This window comes from Duganella vulcania, assembly GCF_009857655.1.
GTDB lineage: Bacteria > Pseudomonadota > Gammaproteobacteria > Burkholderiales > Burkholderiaceae_D > Rugamonas > Rugamonas vulcania.
In genome coordinates this window covers 1-18,623 of sequence record NZ_WWCX01000047.1, presented here as the reverse complement: position 1 = coordinate 18,623, position 18,623 = coordinate 1, and the positions used below count along the sequence as shown (strand labels likewise).

The window sequence follows — 18,623 nt, the reverse complement described above, 5'->3', positions numbered from 1 at the left end:
AGGAGATAATTTCCTATTCGCAGAATTGAAGCGAGGTCCACGTTGAACAAGTCCGCCCCCCTCATGCCCGGCATCACGCTGGGCTTTCGCGAATCCCCCTCCGGCTCCTTGCTGTCCGACGAAGACGACCAGGACCTGCCGCTGCGCGCCGAGCTGTTCAGCGCGGCGCAGATGGCCGCGCACGGCAAGACGCTGGCCACGCATCACGAACTGAGCAAGCGCGGCGGCCGCGACCGCCTGCTGGCGCGGCTGGCGGAAAACGCCGCCGTCATCGACTCCACCTGCGACGAGCTGACCGCCGCCGTCAAGGCCGGCCGCCAGATCACGCCCGCCTCCGAATGGCTGCTGGATAATTTCTACCTGATCGAAGACCAGATCCGCATCGCCCGCCGCCACCTGCCCAAGAACTACAGCCAGCAGCTGCCGCGCCTGGGCAAGGGCGCGCCGGAGGGCACGCCGCGCGTGTACAAGATCGCGCTGGAGATCATCGCGCACGGCGACGGCCGCGTCGATCCCGAATCGCTGTGCCGCTTCGTCGACGCCTACCAGGAAGTGGCCACGCTGCAGCTGGGCGAGCTGTGGGCCATTCCCATCATGCTGCGCCTGGCGCTGATCGAGAACCTGCGCCGCGTGGCCGCGCGCGTGGCCGACAACCGCATCCACCGCGACCTGGCCAACACCTGGGCCGACCAGATGACCGACGTCGCGGAAAAAAATCCCAGCGGCCTGATACTGATGGTGGCCGACATGGCGCGCTCCAACCCGCCCATCACCAGCGCCTTCGTGGCCGAACTGGCGCGCCGCCTGCAGGGACAAAGCCCGGCGCTGACGCTGGCGCTGTCGTGGATCACGCACCGCCTGGCCGAATCGGACCAGACCATCGAGCAGCAGATCCAGGCCGAGATCCAGCAGCAGGCGGCCGAGCAGGTTTCGATCGCCAACAGCATCGGCAGCCTGCGCTTCCTCGGCACCATGGACTGGCAGGAGTTCGTCGAGACCATGAGCGTGGTCGAGCAGACCTTGCGCCAGGACCCGGCCGGCATCTACGGCCGCATGGAATTCGCCACCCGCGACCAGTACCGCCACGCGATCGAGAAGATCGCCAAGCGCTCGCGCTTTTCCGAAGTCGAAGTGGCGCAGCAGGCCTTGCAGCTGGCCCAGGCCCACTTCGAAGGCGGGGATGAGCGCCACGGCCACGTGGGTTTCTACCTGATCGGCGGCGGCCTGGCCGCGCTGGAAAAGCAGACCGGCATGCGCCGCCCGTGGCTGGAGGCGCTGCAGCAAACCTCGCGCGCCTCGCCGCTGACGTCCTACCTTGGCGCCATCGCCGCCATCTCGCTGGTGTCGACCGCGCTGCTGCTGGAGCGCGCCGCGCGCAACGGCGTGCACGGCCCGGTGATCGTGCTGCTTGGCGTGCTGGCGCTGGCGGGCAGCAGCCAGCTGGCACTGAGCCTGGTGAACTGGATCGCCACGCTGGTGACCCGCCCCAATCCGCTGCCGCGCATGGACTTCAAGGACGGCGTGCCGACCGACGCCCGCGCCATCGTGGTGGTGCCGACGCTGGTCTACAGCCGCGAGAATGTCGATGAGCTGTGCGAGCAGCTGGAGGTGCGCTTCCTCGCCAACCGCGATCCCAACCTGGTGTTCTGCCTGCTGACCGACTTCGCCGACGCCGCCGCAGAAACCCTGCCCACCGACGCCGCGCTGATGGAGCAGATGCGCCGCTGCGTCGAGCAGCTGAACCGTAAGTACGCCACCCATGCCAACGGCCAGGCCGCGTCGCCGTTCGTGCTGCTGCACCGCCCGCGCCGCTGGAATCCGCAGGAGGGCGTGTGGATGGGCGAGGAGCGCAAGCGCGGCAAGCTGCAGGACCTGAACCGCTTCCTGCGCGGCGGCGCGCGCGACAAATTCAGCCTGGTGGTGGGCGACGTCGGCGAACTGGAAGACATCAAGTACGTCATCACGCTCGACACCGACACCCAGCTGCCGCGCGACGCCGCGCGCCAGTTCATCGCCGCCATGCGCCACCCGCTGAACCAGCCGCGCATCGACAGCGCGCGCGGCCGCGTGGTGGAGGGCTACGGCATCCTGCAGCCGCGCGTCACCGTCAGCCTGCCGAGCGAGAACGCCTCGCTGTACGAAAAACTGTGCGGCGGCGAGCCGGGCATCGATCCCTACACCCGCACCGTCTCCGATGTGTACCAGGACGTGTTCTTCGAAGGCTCCTTCATCGGCAAGGGCATCTACGATGTCGATGTGTACGAGCAGGTGCTGGGCAACCGGCTGCCGGACAACCGCATCCTCAGCCATGACCTGCTGGAAGGCTGCTACCTGCGCGCCGGCCTGCTGAGCGACGTCCAGTTGTACGAAGCCTATCCGGCCCGCTACAGCGACGACGTCAGCCGCCGCCAGCGCTGGACCCGCGGCGACTGGCAGCTGGCCTCGTGGCTGTTCGGCCGCGTGCCGGGCCCGAACCGCAAGCGCGAACGCAATCCGCTGTCGCTGCTGTCGCGCTGGAAGCTGTTCGACAACCTGCGCCGCAGCCTGACCGCGCCGGCGCTGGTGCTGTCGCTGATCACCGCGTGGCGCTGGCTGCCCGACCCGTGGCTGTGGGCTGGCGCCGTGCTGGCCGTGATCTTCGTGCCGCCGCTGGCCAGCACCGCGCACGACCTGCTGCACCGGCCGGAGGACACCCTGTGGAGCCAGCACATACGGGCCGCGCTGCGGCGCGGCGGCATGCAGTTCGCGCACGCCATCCTGATGCTGGTGTTCCTGCCGTACGAGGCATATTTCAGCCTGGACGCCATCCTGCGCAGCGGCTGGCGCCTGCTGGTCTCGCACAAGCACCTGCTGGAGTGGCGGGCCTCGGCGCTGACGCGCGCGGCCGACGGCGCGGCCGGCGTATGGCGCACCATGTGGGTGTCGCCGGTGCTGGCGCTGTTCGTCGGCGGCGCGCTGCTGGGCTGGCGCCCAACCAGCCTGGCGCCGGCCGCGCTGTTCCTGCTGGCGTGGCTGCTGGCGCCGGCCGTGGCGGAGCGGATCAGCCGCCCGATCGTGCGCCGGCACGCCCGCCTCACGCCGGACCAGGAGCGCTTCCTGCACCAGCTGGCGCGCCGCACCTGGGCCTACTTCGAGCGCTACGTCGGCCCGGAAGACCACTGGCTGCCGCCCGATAACATGCAGGAGCATCCGGCGCACGTGGTGGCGCACCGCACCTCGCCGACCAATATCGGCATGGCGCTGCTGGCCAACCTGAGCGCCAGCGATTTCGGCTACATCACCGTCGGCCAGATGATGGAGCGCACCGCCAGCACGCTGGCCACGATGGACCAGCTGGAACGCCACCAGGGCCACTTCTACAACTGGTACGACACGCAGACCCTCAAGCCGCTGCACCCGATCTACATCTCCACCGTCGACAGCGGCAACCTGGCCGGCCACCTGCTCACCCTGCAGGCCGGCCTGACCGGCTTGTACGACCAGCCCATCCTCGGACAGCAAACGGTGGACGGCATCGCCGCCACCTGCCAGGTGCTGCAGCAATCGCAGGCCGGCGCCGAGACGTCCGCGCTGAACGCCTTGCTGGCCGCGCTGGCGCCCGCGCCGGACGCCGGCAACCTGCAGCAGCTGCATGCCTGGCTGACCCGCGTGTCCGCCGCCGCCGGCCAGCTGCCGCCGCCGGCGGAAGGCGAGACCCACGGCGAAGCGGCCATGTGGTCCGCCGCGCTGGTGCGGCAATGCCAGGCCGCGCTGGCGGACCTGACGCTGCTCACGCCCTGGGTCAACCTGCCGGCGGACGCGGTGTTCGACACCAGCCTGACGCGCGTGCCGACGCTGCGCGAACTGGCCGCCATGATCGACCAGCCGGCCGCTGTGCTGGCCAACGACCTGGCCCCGGCCGAACGCGATCGCCAGCTGGCGCTGGCCGGCCTGTGCGCGCAGGGCGCAGCCGCAGCCCACGAACGCATGCGCGAACTGGCCGCCCTGGCGCAGCGCTGCGGCGCATACGCCCAGATGGAATATGGCTTCCTGTTCAATCCGACCACCAATTTGCTGGCCATCGGCTACAACGTCTCCGAGCGCCGGCTGGACGCCAGCTACTACGATCTGCTGGCGTCGGAGGTGCGGCTGGCCAGCTTCGTCGCCATCGCCCAGGGCCAGCTGCCGCAGGAGCACTGGTTCGCGCTGGGCCGCCAGTTGTGCATCGTCGCCGGCAAGCCGGTGCTGCTGTCCTGGAGCGGCTCGATGTTCGAGTACCTGATGCCGCTGCTGGTGATGCCCAACTATCCGAGCACGCTGCTCGACCAGACCTACAGCGCGGTGATCGACGCCCAGATCGACTACGGCAAGCGCCGCAACGTCCCGTGGGGGATCTCCGAATCCGGCTACAACACGGTCGACGCCAGCCTCAATTACCAGTACCGCGCCTTCGGCGTGCCGGGCCTGGGCCTGAAGCGCGGCCTGGCCGACGACCTGGTGATCGCGCCCTACGCCACCATGCTGGGATTGATGGTGCGGCCGGAAGCGGCCTGCCTCAACCTGCAGAAGATGGCGGGCCTGGGCTACATGGGCCGCTACGGTTTCTTCGAGGCGGTCGACTACACGGCCTCGCGCCTGCCGCGCGGCCAGGCCTCCGCCGTGATCCGCTCATTCATGGTGCACCACCAGGGCATGGGACTGCTGGCGTTGAGCTACCTGCTGCACGACCGCCCGATGCAGCGCCGCTTCGAATCCGATCCGCTGCTGCAATCGACGCTGCTGGTGCTGCAGGAACGCAGTCCGGAGGCGGGCGCCTTCTACTCCAACACCACCGAGATGGCGGCGATCCGTTCCACCGCGCCGGAGCAGGCCATGCCGATGCGCATCCTGAGCCAGCACACCACGCCGATGCCGGAAACCCAGCTGCTGTCCAACGGCCGCTATCACGTCATGGTCACCAACGCCGGCGGCAGCTACAGCCGCTGGAAGGACCTGGCCGTGACCCGCTGGCGCGAGGACAGCACGCGCGACAACTGGGGCAACTTCTGCTACGTGCGCGACATGGAGGACGGCCGCTTCTGGTCCACCACCTATCAACCGACGCTGGTCGACCCGCGCAAGCATGAGGTGATCTTCTCCGAGGGCCGCGCCGAATTCCGCCGCTCCGACCGCAACATCGACCTGTACACCGAAATCGTGGTCTCGCCGGAAGACGACATCGAACTGCGCCGCACCCGCATCACCAACAAGTCCGACCGCGTGCGCACCATCGAGGTCACCAGCTTTGCCGAAGTGGTGATGGCGCCGGCCGCCGCCGACGCCGCCCACCCGGCCTTCAGCAAACTGTTCGTGCAGACCGAAATCCTGCGCGATGAAAAAGCCATCCTGTGCACGCGCCGTCCGCGCGGGCAGGCCGACGTGATGCCGTGGCTGATGCACTCGATGATGGTGCACGACGCCGCCGTCACCGAAGTCTCGTTCGAGACCGACCGCTCGCGCTTCATCGGCCGTGGCAACACCGCCGCCGCGCCGAACGCCATGCTGGAGCAGGCGCCGTTGAGCGGCGCCGAAGGATCGGTGCTCGATCCGGTGGTGGCGATCCGCCACACCATCACGCTGCAGCCCGACCAGACGGCCATCGTCGACATCGTCACCGGCATGACCGAGCAGCGCGACGCCGCGCTGCACCTGATCGACAAATACCAGGACCGCCACCTGGCCGACCGCGTGTTCGAACTGGCGTGGACCCACAGCCAGGTGGTGCTGCGCCAGCTCAACGCCAGCGAGGCCGACGCCCAGTTGTACGGCCGCCTCGCCAACTCGGTCATCTACCCGAACGCCGCGCTGCGGGCCGACGCCGGCACGCTGGTCAAGAACCAGCGCGGCCAGTCCGGCCTGTGGGCGTACGCGATTTCCGGCGACCTGCCGATCGTGCTGCTGCAGATCAAGGACCCGGCCAACATCGAGCTGGCGCGCCAGATGGTGCAGGCGCACGCCTACTGGCGCCTGAAAGGGCTGGTGGTGGACCTGGTGATCTGGTACGAGGACCAGTCGGGCTACCGCCAGCTGCTGCACGAGCAGATCATGGGCCTGATCGCCTCCGGCATCGACGCCCAGGCCATCGACCGGCCGGGCGGCATCTTCGTGCGCCTGGCCGACCAGATCGCGAACGAGGACCGCGTGCTGCTGCAATCGGTGGCGCGCGCCATCCTCAGCGACAGCCGCGGCACGCTGGCCGAGCAGATCAAGCGTCCCGGCGCGCCGGCCATGCGCATGCCGCCGCTGATGACGGACAACCGCGGCGACTACGCGGACGCCGGCCCCGCCACGCCGGCGGTGCGCGCGCTGATGCTGGAAAACGGCATCGGCGGCTTCACGCCGGACGGCCGCGAATACGTCATCACCACCAGCGATGCGAAGCGCACGCCGGCGCCGTGGTCCAACGTGCTGGCCAACCCGCAGTTCGGCTGCGTGGTCTCGGAAAGCGGCCAGGCCTACACCTGGCACGAGAACGCGCACGAGTTCCGCCTCACGCCGTGGCACAACGATCCGGTCAGCGACGCCAGCGGCGAGGCCTTCTACCTGCGCGATGAACAGAGCGGCCGTTTCTGGTCGCCCACCGCCTTGCCGGCGCGCGGCAACGGCGTCTACGTCACGCGCCACGGCTTCGGCTACAGCGTGTTCGAACATACCGAAACCGGCATCGCCACCGAGATGACCACCTTTGTCGCCACCGACGGGCCGATCAAGTACACGGTGCTCAAGGTGCGCAACGATTCGCTGGTGACGCGGCGCCTGTCGGCCACCGGCTACGTCGAGTGGGTGCTGGGCGACATGCGTTCCAAGTCCGGCATGCACATCGTCACCGAGGCCGATCCGGTCAGTGGCGCGCTGTTCGCCAGGAACCCGTACAACACCGAGTTCACCGGCCGCGTGGCCTTCTTCAATTGCGACGCCACGCTGCGCACCCACACCGCCGACCGCAGCGAATTCCTGGGCCGTAACGGCACGCTGGCGGCGCCGGCGGCGCTGCGCCGCTCTCGCCTGTCCGGCAAGATCGGCGCGGGGCTGGACGCCTGCGCCGCCATCCAGGTGCCGTTCGACCTGCTGCCCGGCCAGGAGCGCGAGATCGTCTTCGTGCTGGGCGTGGCCGGCCGCCGCAACGCCGACGCCAGCAGCCTGGCGCAGAAGCACCGCAGCGCAGGCGCCGCGCACGAGGCGCTGGCCGCCGTGCACGCGCACTGGGAGAAAACCCTGGGCGCGGTGCGCATCGACACGCCGGAACCGGAGCTGGACCTGCTGGCCAACGGCTGGCTGATGTACCAGACCATCGCCTGCCGCATGTGGGCGCGCAGCGGCTACTACCAGTCCGGCGGCGCCTTCGGCTTCCGCGACCAGCTGCAGGACGCGATGGCGACCATCCACACGCAACCACAGCTGCTGCGCGACCAGCTGCTGCTGTGCGCCGCCCACCAGTTCCTGGAGGGCGACGTGCAGCACTGGTGGCATCCGCCGTCGGACCGCGGCGTGCGCACCCACTGCTCGGACGATTACCTGTGGCTGCCGCTGGGCGCCTGGCGCTACGTCATCGCCACCGGCGACACCGGCGTGCTGGCCGAAAGCATGCCTTACCTGGAGGGCCGCGCCGTCAAGCCGGAGGAGGACTCCTACTACGACATGCCGGGCCGCTCCAGCGAAAGCGGCACGCTGTACGAACACTGCGTGCGGGCCATCCGCAACGGCCTGCGCTTCGGCGAGCATGGCCTGCCGCTGATCGGCTCCTGCGACTGGAACGACGGCATGGACAAGGTGGGCGAGCATGGCAAGGGGGAGAGCGTGTGGCTGGCCTTCTTCCTGTGCGAGGTGCTGCAGCGCTTCGCCGAAGTGGCGGAGCTGATGCAGGACGTGGACTTCGCCACCGAATGCCGCGGCGAGGCCAAGAAGCTGGCGCACAACGTCGAGCAGAACGCGTGGGACGGCCAGTGGTACCGCCGCGCCTATTTCGACGACGGCACGCCGCTCGGATCGCACACCAACGAGGAATGCCAGATCGACTCGATCTCGCAAAGCTGGGGCGTGCTGTCCGGCGCCGCCGATCCGGTGCGGGTGCGCGGCGCGATGGAGCAGGTCAACCAGCGCCTGGTGCGGCGCGACTCCGGCATCATCCAGCTGCTCGATCCGCCGTTCGACAAGGCCGGGCCGAACCCGGGCTACATCCGTGGCTACGTGCCAGGCGTGCGCGAGAACGGCGGCCAGTACACGCACGCCGCCATCTGGACCGCGATGGCCTTCGCCCGCCTGGGCGAGACCGACCGCGCGTGGGAGCTGGCGCGCATGATCAACCCGGTGCAGCACGGCGGCACGCCGGAAGGCATGGCGCGCTACAAGGTCGAGCCCTATGTGGTCACGGCCGATGTCTACGCCGTGGCGCCGCACGTGGGGCGCGGAGGCTGGAGCTGGTACACCGGCTCGTCCGGCTGGATGTACCGGCTGATCCTGGAGTCGCTGCTCGGCCTGACCCGCACCGCCACCCAGATCACGCTGGCGCCGCGCATGCCGGCCGAGTGGGATCACTTCACGCTGACGTACCGCCATGGCGAAGGTTCGTATGTGATCCGCGTGGTGAAGTCGGCGGAAACCGCCGCGCCGGTGCTGACGGTGAACGGCGTGCGCCAGCTGGCGCTGGCGATCGACCTGCACGATACCGCCAGCATCCATAAGGTCGAACTGCTCATGCCGGCCAAGTTAAATTCTTAACAGAGTGTCCCATTCTGGACATTTTCATCATCGCTACAACGGCGCGAAAATTTAGTTTCGCGCCGTTGTCGCATGCGCGCCCAGTGGCCACCGCATTTATTCCAAAGACCTCTGAATAGCCAAGCAAATTCGAATTGGTTCGTCATCTTCCTGTCATGCATAGTTGCCAATATTTTGGATCCCCAACCGCAGAGAGAAAGAACCCGATGAACAAATCTAAGATGCTGTCCCGGCTTGCGATGATGTTGATGCTGTCCTCCGGCGCGATTGGCGCGGTCCACGCGTCCAAGGCCGATCACCACGAGTTCGAGGCCACGCTGCACGCGCCCTTCGCCGCCGATGGCGCCGACCAGGACCGGCCGGAAGCCCGTACCTTCAAGCTCGCCTTCGATTTCCCGCTGCTGGAGCGCGAGCAGGACGTGCGCTGGCGCCTGGAGCTGGTCAGCCCGGACGGCGTGGTGGTCCAGCAGTGGCAGGGCGTGCAGCGCATCGCCGGCAAGCCGGTCGACGTCAGCATCGCGTGGGACGGCCGCGCCGACGGCTTGATCCTGACCGACGGCGTCTACCTGGCGCGCATGCAGGCCGCCACCGGTGACGAGACGGTCGAACAAAGCTGGGACATCTCGGTGGGCCGCAATCCGGCGCAGGCCATGCCGGCCTTCAAGGCGCTGCCGACCAACACCGCGCGGGCGCGGCCGATGCGCCAGGCCGGCCCGGTGGCGCAAAGCGTGGCCGCGACATCGTCGCTGCCGTACACCATCTACCTCGGCAACCTGCACAGCCAGACCAACCACAGCGACGGCGGCGGCCCGCTGGGCAGCTGCACCGGCGCGCAGGCGCCGCAAAGCGCGGCCCTTGGACCGGCCGACGCCTACCAGTACGCGATGAACAAGGGCCTCGATTTCCTGATGGCCTCCGAGCACAATCACATGTACGACGGCTCCGACGGCACCAACGCCTCGGCCGATCCGGCCACCGCCAAGGCGCTGTTCCAGTCCGGCCTCACCGCCGCCGCCAACTTCAACAGCGCGCACGCCAACTTCCTCGGCATGTATGGGCTGGAGTGGGGCGTGATCAACAACGGCGGCCATATGAACATCTTCAACACCACCGAGCTGCTGGGATGGGAGAGCAACAGCAGCGGCCAGCTGATCGCCGACACGCTGACGCCGAAGAACGACTACGCCGCGCTGTACACGCTGATGCGCCAGCGCGGCTACATCGGCCAGTTCAATCATCCGGAATCGTCCGGCCAGTTCCTGGTCAACGGCACGGCGCTGGGCTACACCGCCGATGGCGACCAGGCGATGGCCTTGTGCGAAGTGCTCAACACCTCGGCCTTCTCCACCAACACCAGCGAGACCGAGACCGGCCGCAGCACCTACGAAGGCGCCTGCAACAAGGCGCTGGAGGCGGGCTACCACGTCGCCTTCTCCAGCGACCAGGATAACCACTGCGCCAACTGGGGCGCGTCCTACACCAACCGCACCGGCGTGCTGCTGCCGACCGGCACCCCGCTGACCACCGCCAGCATGATCGCCGCCATCAAGGCGCGCCGCGTGTTCGCCACCATGGACAAGACCTCGCAGCTGATCCTGACCGCCAACGGCCACGTGATGGGCGAGCGCTTCACCAACAGCGGCACCCTGAACCTGGTGGCCAACTTCGCCAGCAGCAGCGGCAAGACGGTATCGTCGGTGAAGATGTACGAGGGTGTCCCCGGCCGCAACGGTACGGTGACGCAGTTGTCGGCCACCGCCAGCACCACCATCACGCCGGCCGTGGGCGAACACTTCTACTACGCCAAGGTCACCCAGAACGACGGCAACATCCTGTGGTCGGCGCCGGTGTGGGTCACGCAGAACAGCGGCGGCGGCACCACCACGCCGCCAACCGCCACGCAGCTGATCGTCAACGGCGGCTTCGAGTCGGGCGCCGCGTCATGGACCGCGACGTCGGGCGTGATCAGCGACGACTCGAGCCAGGCCGCGCATGCGGGCAGCTACAAGGCCTGGCTGGACGGCTACGGCAGCGCCCACACCGACACGCTGTACCAGACCGTGACGATACCGGCCGACGCCACCAGCGCCACGCTGGCGTTCTGGCTCAAGGTGGCCTCCGACGAGACCACCACCACTAACGCCTACGACACGCTCAAGGTGCAGGTGCGCAGCGGCGCCAACGCGGTGCTGGCGACGCTGGCGACGTATTCGAATCTGAACAAGGGCAGCACGTATGTGCAGAAGAGTTTCGACCTGTCGGCCTACAAAGGCCAGACGGTGAGGATTTACTTCGAGGGTGTGGAAGGTTCGACGGTGTCGACCGCGTTCCTGATCGACGACGTCACGCTGAACGTGCAGTAAGCGCGCTTACTTGGTCCAGGGCTGTTCGCGCCTCTTGCCGCTGCGCGCGAACAGCAGCAGCACCGCGACGCCCAGCAAGATCAGCTTGTAGCTCACCGGCTCCGGCACCGACACCATGTCGGCCTTCTTGGCCGCCGGCTTGGCCGGTTTGGCGATACCGGAAGCGCTGGTGGCGCCGCTGGTGGCGTGTGCGGCCACCGGCGCCGGCTCCGCCGCATAAGCCTGAACGTTCAACGCGGAGGCGCACAACACCAGCGCCGCAATTTTGCACATCAATCGCATTCCTTGTCCCTGCCAATAATGAAGTGGCAAGTATAGTAGATTGTTAATTTCCCCGCATCCGTGCGGTAACACACGGAGCGGGACATAAAGAACTTGACCTTACGCGCCCAGGCTCGACCCCGCGCCCAGCAGCGTCGCCACGCCCAGCACGGCGAACACCAGCGCCGCGATGCCGTGCACCAGCTTGAGCGAGACGCGGTGGGCGATGCGGTCGCCCAGGTAGACCGCCGGCACATTGGCCAGCATCATGCCGAACGTGGTGCCGCACACCACCGCCACCAGGCTGTGATAGCGCGCCGCCAGCGCCACCGTGGCCACTTGCGTCTTGTCGCCCATCTCGGCGACGAAGAAGGCGATCAGCGTGGTCAGGAACACGCCGTATTTCGCCAGCGGCATGTCGTCGTCGTCGATCTTGTCCGGCACCAGCGTCCATGCGGCCATCGCCAGGAACGAAGCGCCCAGCACCCAGCGCAGGATGTCGGGGCCCAGCAGGCTGGTGATCCAGGCGCCGACCGCCGCGGCGAAGGCGTGGTTGGCGATGGTGGCGACGAAGATCGCGGCGACAATCGGCAGCGGGCGGCGGAACTTGGCGGCCAGGCAGAAGGCGAGCAACTGGGTTTTATCACCGATTTCCGCGAGGGCGACGATACCGGTAGAGACGAGGAAGGCTTCCATGGGATTTTTAGTAGTACGCGGGCCGGAAACGATTAACCAATGATCCAGGCGCGACTCCGGCCCATCATGGCCGCACCTCGATCATGGTCTCGTCAAGTTTTTCAACCACCTGCACCACGGTCTGCGGACCGATTATGTTGACACAGGTTCTTGCGCCGCGACGGCGCAAGCCGACTACTCCCCACTTACGGAGCGAATGATAGCATAGGTGTGCGGATGTACACATCTCCGATACATGGCTATGCTATTCTGCTTCGCGCTTCAGTCAACATTGAAAAGACCGCCATGCCTATCAAGAAAAAACTGTCCGCGTTCGTCCTGGCCGCCCTCGCGGCGCTGGGCGTCGCCCATGCCGACCCGCTGAGCTACGCGCGCTACGACCAGGTGCGCACCAGCGACCTGTATCTGGACCTGAAGGCCGACTTCGGCCACAAGACGCTGGCCGGCTACGCCGAGCTGACGCTGAACTGGATCGATCCCTCCGCCCGCACGCTGGTGCTGGACACGAACGAACTCAATATCGCCAAGGTGCAGGTGCTCAACCCGAACGGCCGCTGGAGCGCCGCCTCCTTCATGCTCGACAAGCCGGACGCCGAGAAGGGCCGGGCGCTGCGCATCGCGCTGGCGTTCCAGCCGCAGAAGGTGCGCGTGTATTACCGCACCGCGCCGTCGGCCGCCGCGCTGCAGTGGATGTCGCCGCAGCAGACCATGTCCGGCAAGCGTCCGTTCATGTTCAGCCAGTCCGAGGAGATCAACGCCCGCTCGTGGGCGCCGGTGCAGGACACGCCTGCGGTGCGCTTCACCTACAGCGCCCGCATCGAGGCGCCGGCCGGCATGCGCGTGGTGATGAGCGCCGAGAACGACCAGAACGCGACCGGCGCCGGCGGCTGGAAGTTCAAGATGGCGCAGCCGATTCCTTCGTACCTGCTGGCCATCGCCATCGGCGAGATCGAGGTGCGCAATCTCGGCCCGCGTTCCGCCGTCTACGCCGAGCCGGCGCGCATCGACGCCGCCGCCTACGAGCTGGCCGACACCGAGAAAATGATCAGCGCCGCAGAGGGCCTGTACGGCCCGTACCGGTGGGAGCGCTACGACATGATCGTGCTGCCGCCGTCGTTCCCGATCGGCGGCATGGAGAACCCGCGCCTGACCTTCCTCACGCCGACCATGATCGCGGGCGACCGCAGCCTGGTCGACCTGATCGCGCACGAACTGGCGCACTCCTGGTCCGGCAACCTGGTGACCAACGCCTCGTGGAAGCACTTCTGGCTCAACGAAGGCTTCACCACCTACGTCACCACCCGCATCGTCGAGAAGCTGTACGGCGAGGAAGTGGCGGAGATGAACCTGCAGGTGGAGCAGGAGGAGGCATTGGCCTCGCTGCCTTCCATCCCGGCGGCCAAGCAGGCCCTGGTCACGCGCGACCCCGACACCAGCGCCGCCAGCTACACCGACAGCGGCCTGGTTTATCCGAAGGGCGCGTGGCTGCTGCGCACCCTGGAGCAGCGCGCCGGCCGCGAGGTGTTCGATCCCTTCCTGCGCGGCTGGTTCGACCAGCACGCGTTCAAGTCCGCCACCACCGACGAATTCGTGGCCTACCTGAAGAAGAATCTGCTGGACGCGCATCCGGACGTGATGACGCAGGCGGAGCTTGACGAGTGGCTGTACGGCACCGGCATTCCGGCCAGCGCCAAGCACGCGGCCTCGCCGCGCCTGGCCGCGCTGGACGCGCAGCGCACCGCGTGGCTCAAGGGCGAGCTGCCGACCAAGGACTTGAACGGCAAGGCCTGGATCGCGCTGGAGTGGATGCACTTCCTGAACGATATCGACGGCAAGGCCAACGCCACGCAGCTGCAGGAGCTGGACCAGGCTTTCGCGCTGGGCAAGAGCGGCAACAATGAAATCGCCTACCGCTTCTACCTGGCCTCGATCAAGGCCGGCTACAACGTGCGCGAGCCGCTCAACACCTTCCTGATGAGCGTGGGCCGCCAGAAGTTCGTGGTGCCGCTGTACACCGCGCTGCTGAAGAATCCGGGCGACCGCGAATGGGCCAATGCGGTCTACGCCAAGGCGCGCGAGCACTATCACCCGGTCACCCAGGGATCGGTCGACAAACAATTTAAAAAATGACGATGCTGAAAATCTCCCGTACTCTGACGACCGCACTGCTGGTGCTGGCGGTGTCCGTCCCGGCGCTGGCCGCCGCGCCGGACTTCAACCTCGACGCCGACGTCAAGCTCGCGCTGAAAACCTTCGACGTGCCCGGCATGGCGATCGCCATCGTCAAGGACGGCAAGGTGATCTCCGCCCAGGGTTACGGCGTGCGCAAGCTGGGCGACCCGACGCCGGTGGACGGCAAGACCCTGTTCGAAGTGGCTTCCAACTCCAAGGCCTTCACCGCCGCCGCGCTGGCGATGCTGGTCGACGAGGGCAAGATCGCCTGGGACGATCCGGTCACCAAGCACCTGCCGGACTTCCAGATGTACGACTCCTACGTCACCGGCGCGATGACGGTGCGCGACCTGCTCACGCACCGCAGCGGCCTGGGTCTGGGCGCGGGCGATCTGCTGTGGTGGCCGACCACCAATTTCAGCACCGACGAGATCATCGAGCGGCTGCGCTACGTGAAGCCGGCCACCAGCTTCCGCAACAGCTACGCCTACGACAACCTGCTCTACATCGTGGCCGGCAAGATCGTCGCCGCCAAGGCCGGCAAGCCGTGGGGCGCGGCCATCCACGACCGCATCCTGGCGCCGCTGGGCATGAACGGCACCACCACCAACGTCGCCGAGATGCTGGCCAGCGGCGACTACTCCGCGCCGCACAGCAAGATCGACGACAAGGCTGCGGTGGTCAAGCCGATGCCGGTGGAGAACGCGGTGGGCGCGGTCGGCATCAACACCAACGCCGAGGACATCGCGCGCTGGATGACGATGCTGCTCGGTGGCGGCAAGCTGGAAAACGGCACGCAGCTGATCAGCGCCAAGCAGTTGAACGAGATGTGGTCGGAGCAGACGCCGATACGCATCCGCGAACCGAAACCTGCGCTGGCCGCGACCAAGCCTAACTTCTCGGCGTATGGCCTGGGCTTCAGCCTGCGCGACTACAAGGGCCGCAAGATCGCCATGCATGGCGGCGCGCTGCAGGGCTTTTATTCGACGGTGCTGATGGTGCCGGAAGAGAAGCTGGGCATCGCCATCCTGACCAACGCCGAAAACAGCCCGGCGATGGCGTCGCTGTACTGGCGCATCCTGGACCAGTACCTGGACGTGCCGGCCAGCGACTGGATCAAGTTGTACGCGGACCAGGAAGCGGCGGCGCACAAGGAGGAGCTGGAACGGCAGGGCAAGGAGGCCGGCGCGCGCGCCGCGAAGTCGACGCCGTCGCTGCCGCTGGCGTCCTACGACGGCGAGTACGAGGACCCGTGGTACGGCAAGGTGACGATACGCGCCGAGGGCAGGAAGCGCATCATGAGTTTCACCCGCACGCCGGACCTGACGGGGGAGCTGGAGCACTTCCAGCACGACACCTTCATCGTGCGCTGGCAGCAGCGCAACCTCAACGCCGACGCCTACGTGACGTTCGCGCTGAATCCCGACGCCAGCATCGAGCGCATGAAGATGGCGCCCATCTCGACGGAGACGGATTTCAGCTACGACTTCCGCGATTTGAATTTCACGCCGGTCAAGCCGCCCAAAACCGACCCGGCCGCGAAGTAGGCACCGCGTAGGACCGGTTGATATTTAACGAAATCCTGAGCGCTGGCGCGGTTAAGCTAGTCCAAGTTATCCGCGCCAGGAGGCCACATGCCTAAACCAGACTCTCCACCGTTGTTGACCGCCGGCATACATCGAATGACGCTTCCGGAACTGGAGCAACTGGCTGTTTCCCCGTTCCCCGATGACGACCAGCGACAGCGTCTTTTCCTGCTATTTCAACAGTGGGTCTCAAATCTCCAGACAAAATATGTAAGCGCTATACTGTGGATAGACGGCTCATACCTGACTTCCAAGTTTGCGCCAGATGACATCGACTGCATCATGTGGAATCCCTCGTTCACAGTGCCGCTAAGCGATATGGAAAAGCAGCAAGTCCTGCCGCTGATTGACCGGGTGGGAGTTGGTGCCCGTTTCGGAATCGATTTTTATATGGAAAGCCCGGAACCGAGCCAAAAATTAGGGCGTGAGGCCTATTGGCGCGGACTATTTGGCTTTCAGCACGATGGTAAGAGTGCCAAGGGTTTTGTGGAGCTAAGCATATGAGCATTGAATTCCTGAAGAAGCACGCTCAGACGCTCGCCGGATTCGCGCGTGAATCATCGGCGCAGGCGGCTCAGAACCCCGCTGATTTCTGGTTGCAAGCCACAGCCAGAAATCAGAAGCAGGCCGCCACGGACGCTGCGCAGGATTTGCAATTAGCGTGTGCCGCGCAAGCCGGTGAGCTGCTTGACTTGAGATTTATCGGCCCCCAGGCCGACGGGGCGATCTCGCTGGAAGCCTTTATTCGTATTGCCGAGCCGTTGTTGAAGGCCTGGAAAGCTGCGGCCTACCGTATCCGTCACGGCGCTGTAGACGGGCGCATAGGCGGCGAGATAGCGGACACTTTGAATTTGAAATTGGCCGGATTGTCGCGGGGATCCGCCCGAATATCATTAACCGGAAACGCAGCCGCTGATTTGTCGGGTGAGAGTCTGCTGCATGCGACCTTGACGCAAACGTTCAATCTGCTTGCTGCAGATAATGATACTTTTTATGATGCGGTCGATGCGATGGGCGGTCGTGCCGCCGCTCATTTTGGCGATGCGATGAAGGCGATTAAAGCGGCCGGGCTATCTGCGGAGTTCTCCTGGCAATCGCCAACGCGGTGCTTTACCTGGCAGGGAAGCACGGATGAAATTGTTCGCTTGAAAGTACTTTTGGATGCCGTCGCGGAGCCGGAAATTTACGACGAAAAAATTTCTGGTTTTGTATCCGGCATCACCGATACCGGACGCCTGGAAATCCGTACCCAGCAGGGCAAGGTGCAGGTCAGGTTCCCGTTGGATCAAACCGAAGCGGTACAGCGCTTGGCGATCAGGAAATCGGCGACGCTGTTGGTTCGCACCACCAAATACTGGAACGCCGTCACGAAGAAGGATGTGCTCAAGAGGCTGATGATCGGCTTGGCCGATTCGTAGTTCAGACCTGGCTCTCGACGCGGTTGCGGCCATTGTGCTTGGCGCGGTACAGCGCCAGGTCGGCCGCGTGGAACAGGTCGTCGAGCGCGGCGTGCGGGCCGTGCGCCACGGCCACGCCGAAGCTGGCCGTCACGCGCAGGATATGGCCGTCGCTCAGCGTCAGCGGCTCGCGCGCGATCGCCTCGCGCAGCCGCTCGGCCAGCGTGCGCGCCGCCTCCATGCCGCAGGACGCCGGCATCACCACGAATTCCTCGCCGCCGTAGCGCGCCACGATCTCGCCGTCGCGCAGGCTGTCGCGCACCACTTCGGCGATGCGGATCAGCACCTGGTCGCCGGCGTCGTGGCCGTAGGAGTCGTTGACCGACTTGAAGTGGTCGACATCGAACAGGATCACCGCCAGCGATTCATTGTGCTCGCGCGCGCCGCGCAGGCGCAGGTTGCCGGCCGCGGTGAAGGCGCGCCGGTTCAGGATGCCGGTCAGGTAGTCGGTGTCGGCGCGCAGCCTGAGCTCCTCGATCAGGCGCACGCGCTCCTGCTCCAGCCGCTGGCGGTCCATGCTGTTGGCGCGCAGCGTGGCCAGCGCGCGCAGCATGTCGCCGATCTCGTCGTCGCGGCGGGCGCCGGTGGGCGGCGGTGAGAAGTCGCCGTTGCCCAGCCGGACCACGGCGCGCGTGGCGCGCAGCAGCGGGATCACCACGCGCCGCCGCACGATCAGCAGCAGCAGCGTGAGCGCCAGCAGGATGGCCGCGCCCACCATCACGGCCAGCATCAGTTCGCGCCGCGCGGTCTCGAAGTCGCGCAGGGCCTGGGCCCGCGCCTCGTCCAGCAGCACGTCGCGCAGTGCCAGGATGGGCGCCATGTTCGGCACATAGCGCTGCGCGAACTGGCCGGTGTCCATGCCGTAGGGCCGGCCGGCGCGGCTGGCCTGCTCGATCTCGGCCACCAGCCGCTGGCCGGCGCCGAAGTAGACCTGGTCCATGCGCGCCACCGCCGCCAGCACGCGCGGCTCGCTGTCGATGTCGCTGCCGGGAAGCTTGATCAGCTGGCGCAGCTGCTCGATGCGGCCGCGCAGGAACTGCAGGCGCTCATGGTCGTCCTCGGCCAGCGGACGGGCGGCCGCCAGCGGCACCGTCAGCGCCGAGCCGAGGCGGCCCGCGTACTCGCGCAGCTCGACCGTCAGGCGCGCCTTCATCAGGATGCGGGCGATGCTGGGGTAGATCTGCTCCGAGGCCCGCGTGTAGCCGGTCACCGCGTCGAGCGCCAGCGGCACCAGCGCGAACATGCGCTCGACCGCCGCGTCCAGGCGTTCCGGGGTGCGCTCGGGCGGTGGCAGGGCGGCCAGCTGGTCGACCGTCTGACGCGCCGCCGCCAGCGCAGCGTGCAGCGGCGCC

General features: G+C 66.8%; 9 protein-coding genes and 1 riboswitch. Of the genes, 6 read left to right on the top strand and 3 right to left on the bottom strand.

Annotated elements, in window-relative coordinates; genetic code table 11:
* The first annotated feature begins 63 nt into the window (after positions 1 to 63).
* Together GTP90_RS21875 and GTP90_RS21870 are read left to right on the top strand one after the other, a co-directional pair.
* Entirely contained in the window at positions 64 to 8,736 is an 8,673-nt protein-coding gene (locus GTP90_RS21875; protein ID WP_161085544.1) for a glycoside hydrolase family 94 protein, read from the top strand.
* 206 nt (positions 8,737 to 8,942) lie between these two features.
* Positions 8,943 to 11,099 (top strand): CehA/McbA family metallohydrolase, encoded by a 2,157-nt coding sequence (locus GTP90_RS21870; RefSeq protein WP_161085525.1) that lies wholly within the window; start codon positions 8,943 to 8,945, stop codon positions 11,097 to 11,099.
* 6 nt (positions 11,100 to 11,105) lie between these two features.
* Here GTP90_RS21870 and GTP90_RS21865 read toward each other — a convergent pair whose 3' ends face one another.
* Positions 11,106 to 11,372, bottom strand: coding sequence for a PEP-CTERM sorting domain-containing protein (locus GTP90_RS21865; RefSeq protein WP_161085543.1), 267 nt, complete (start codon positions 11,370 to 11,372; stop codon positions 11,106 to 11,108).
* 108 nt (positions 11,373 to 11,480) lie between these two features.
* The gene (locus GTP90_RS21860) at positions 11,481 to 12,056 is read right to left on the bottom strand and encodes a TMEM165/GDT1 family protein (RefSeq protein ID WP_161085524.1); all 576 of its coding nucleotides are present in this window, start codon (positions 12,054 to 12,056) and stop codon (positions 11,481 to 11,483) included.
* 9 nt (positions 12,057 to 12,065) lie between these two features.
* Positions 12,066 to 12,251: riboswitch (yybP-ykoY riboswitch) on the bottom strand.
* Between the two features lie 90 nt (positions 12,252 to 12,341).
* Here GTP90_RS21860 and GTP90_RS21855 point away from each other — a divergent pair.
* The 4 genes from GTP90_RS21855 to GTP90_RS21840 all read left to right on the top strand — a co-directional run bounded on the left by GTP90_RS21855 (position 12,342) and on the right by GTP90_RS21840 (position 17,232).
* Positions 12,342 to 14,186 carry a M1 family metallopeptidase gene (locus GTP90_RS21855; protein WP_161085523.1) on the top strand — a complete coding sequence of 615 codons (1,845 nt, stop codon included), beginning with the start codon at positions 12,342 to 12,344 and terminating at the stop codon, positions 14,184 to 14,186.
* Between the two features lie 2 nt (positions 14,187 to 14,188).
* Entirely contained in the window at positions 14,189 to 15,775 is a 1,587-nt protein-coding gene (locus GTP90_RS21850; protein WP_161085522.1) for a serine hydrolase, read from the top strand.
* 87 nt (positions 15,776 to 15,862) lie between these two features.
* The gene (locus GTP90_RS21845; protein ID WP_161085521.1) at positions 15,863 to 16,318 is read left to right on the top strand and encodes a DUF6932 family protein; all 456 of its coding nucleotides are present in this window, start codon (positions 15,863 to 15,865) and stop codon (positions 16,316 to 16,318) included.
* A complete protein-coding gene (locus GTP90_RS21840) occupies positions 16,315 to 17,232 on the top strand; it encodes a hypothetical protein (protein ID WP_161085520.1) in 918 nt (305 codons plus the stop codon). The genes GTP90_RS21845 and GTP90_RS21840 overlap by 4 nt, the downstream gene beginning before the upstream one ends.
* 1 nt (position 17,233) lies before the next feature.
* Here the strand turns inward: GTP90_RS21840 and GTP90_RS21835 are convergent.
* The coding region (locus GTP90_RS21835; RefSeq protein ID WP_161085519.1) for a GGDEF domain-containing protein at positions 17,234 to 18,623 on the bottom strand (1,390 nt) is incomplete at its 5' end.

What these genes read in the sequence shown, in the direction of transcription:
- GTP90_RS21875 (WP_161085544.1), top strand. Translation starts at nt 64, where the DNA reads ATGCCCGGCATCACGCTGGGCTTTCGCGAATCCCCCTCCGGCTCCTTG.
- GTP90_RS21870 (WP_161085525.1), top strand. Translation starts at nt 8,943, where the DNA reads ATGAACAAATCTAAGATGCTGTCCCGGCTTGCGATGATGTTGATGCTG.
- GTP90_RS21865 (WP_161085543.1), bottom strand. Translation starts at nt 11,372, where the DNA reads ATGTGCAAAATTGCGGCGCTGGTGTTGTGCGCCTCCGCGTTGAACGTT.
- GTP90_RS21860 (WP_161085524.1), bottom strand. Translation starts at nt 12,056, where the DNA reads ATGGAAGCCTTCCTCGTCTCTACCGGTATCGTCGCCCTCGCGGAAATC.
- GTP90_RS21855 (WP_161085523.1), top strand. Translation starts at nt 12,342, where the DNA reads ATGCCTATCAAGAAAAAACTGTCCGCGTTCGTCCTGGCCGCCCTCGCG.
- GTP90_RS21850 (WP_161085522.1), top strand. Translation starts at nt 14,189, where the DNA reads ATGCTGAAAATCTCCCGTACTCTGACGACCGCACTGCTGGTGCTGGCG.
- GTP90_RS21845 (WP_161085521.1), top strand. Translation starts at nt 15,863, where the DNA reads ATGCCTAAACCAGACTCTCCACCGTTGTTGACCGCCGGCATACATCGA.
- GTP90_RS21840 (WP_161085520.1), top strand. Translation starts at nt 16,315, where the DNA reads ATGAGCATTGAATTCCTGAAGAAGCACGCTCAGACGCTCGCCGGATTC.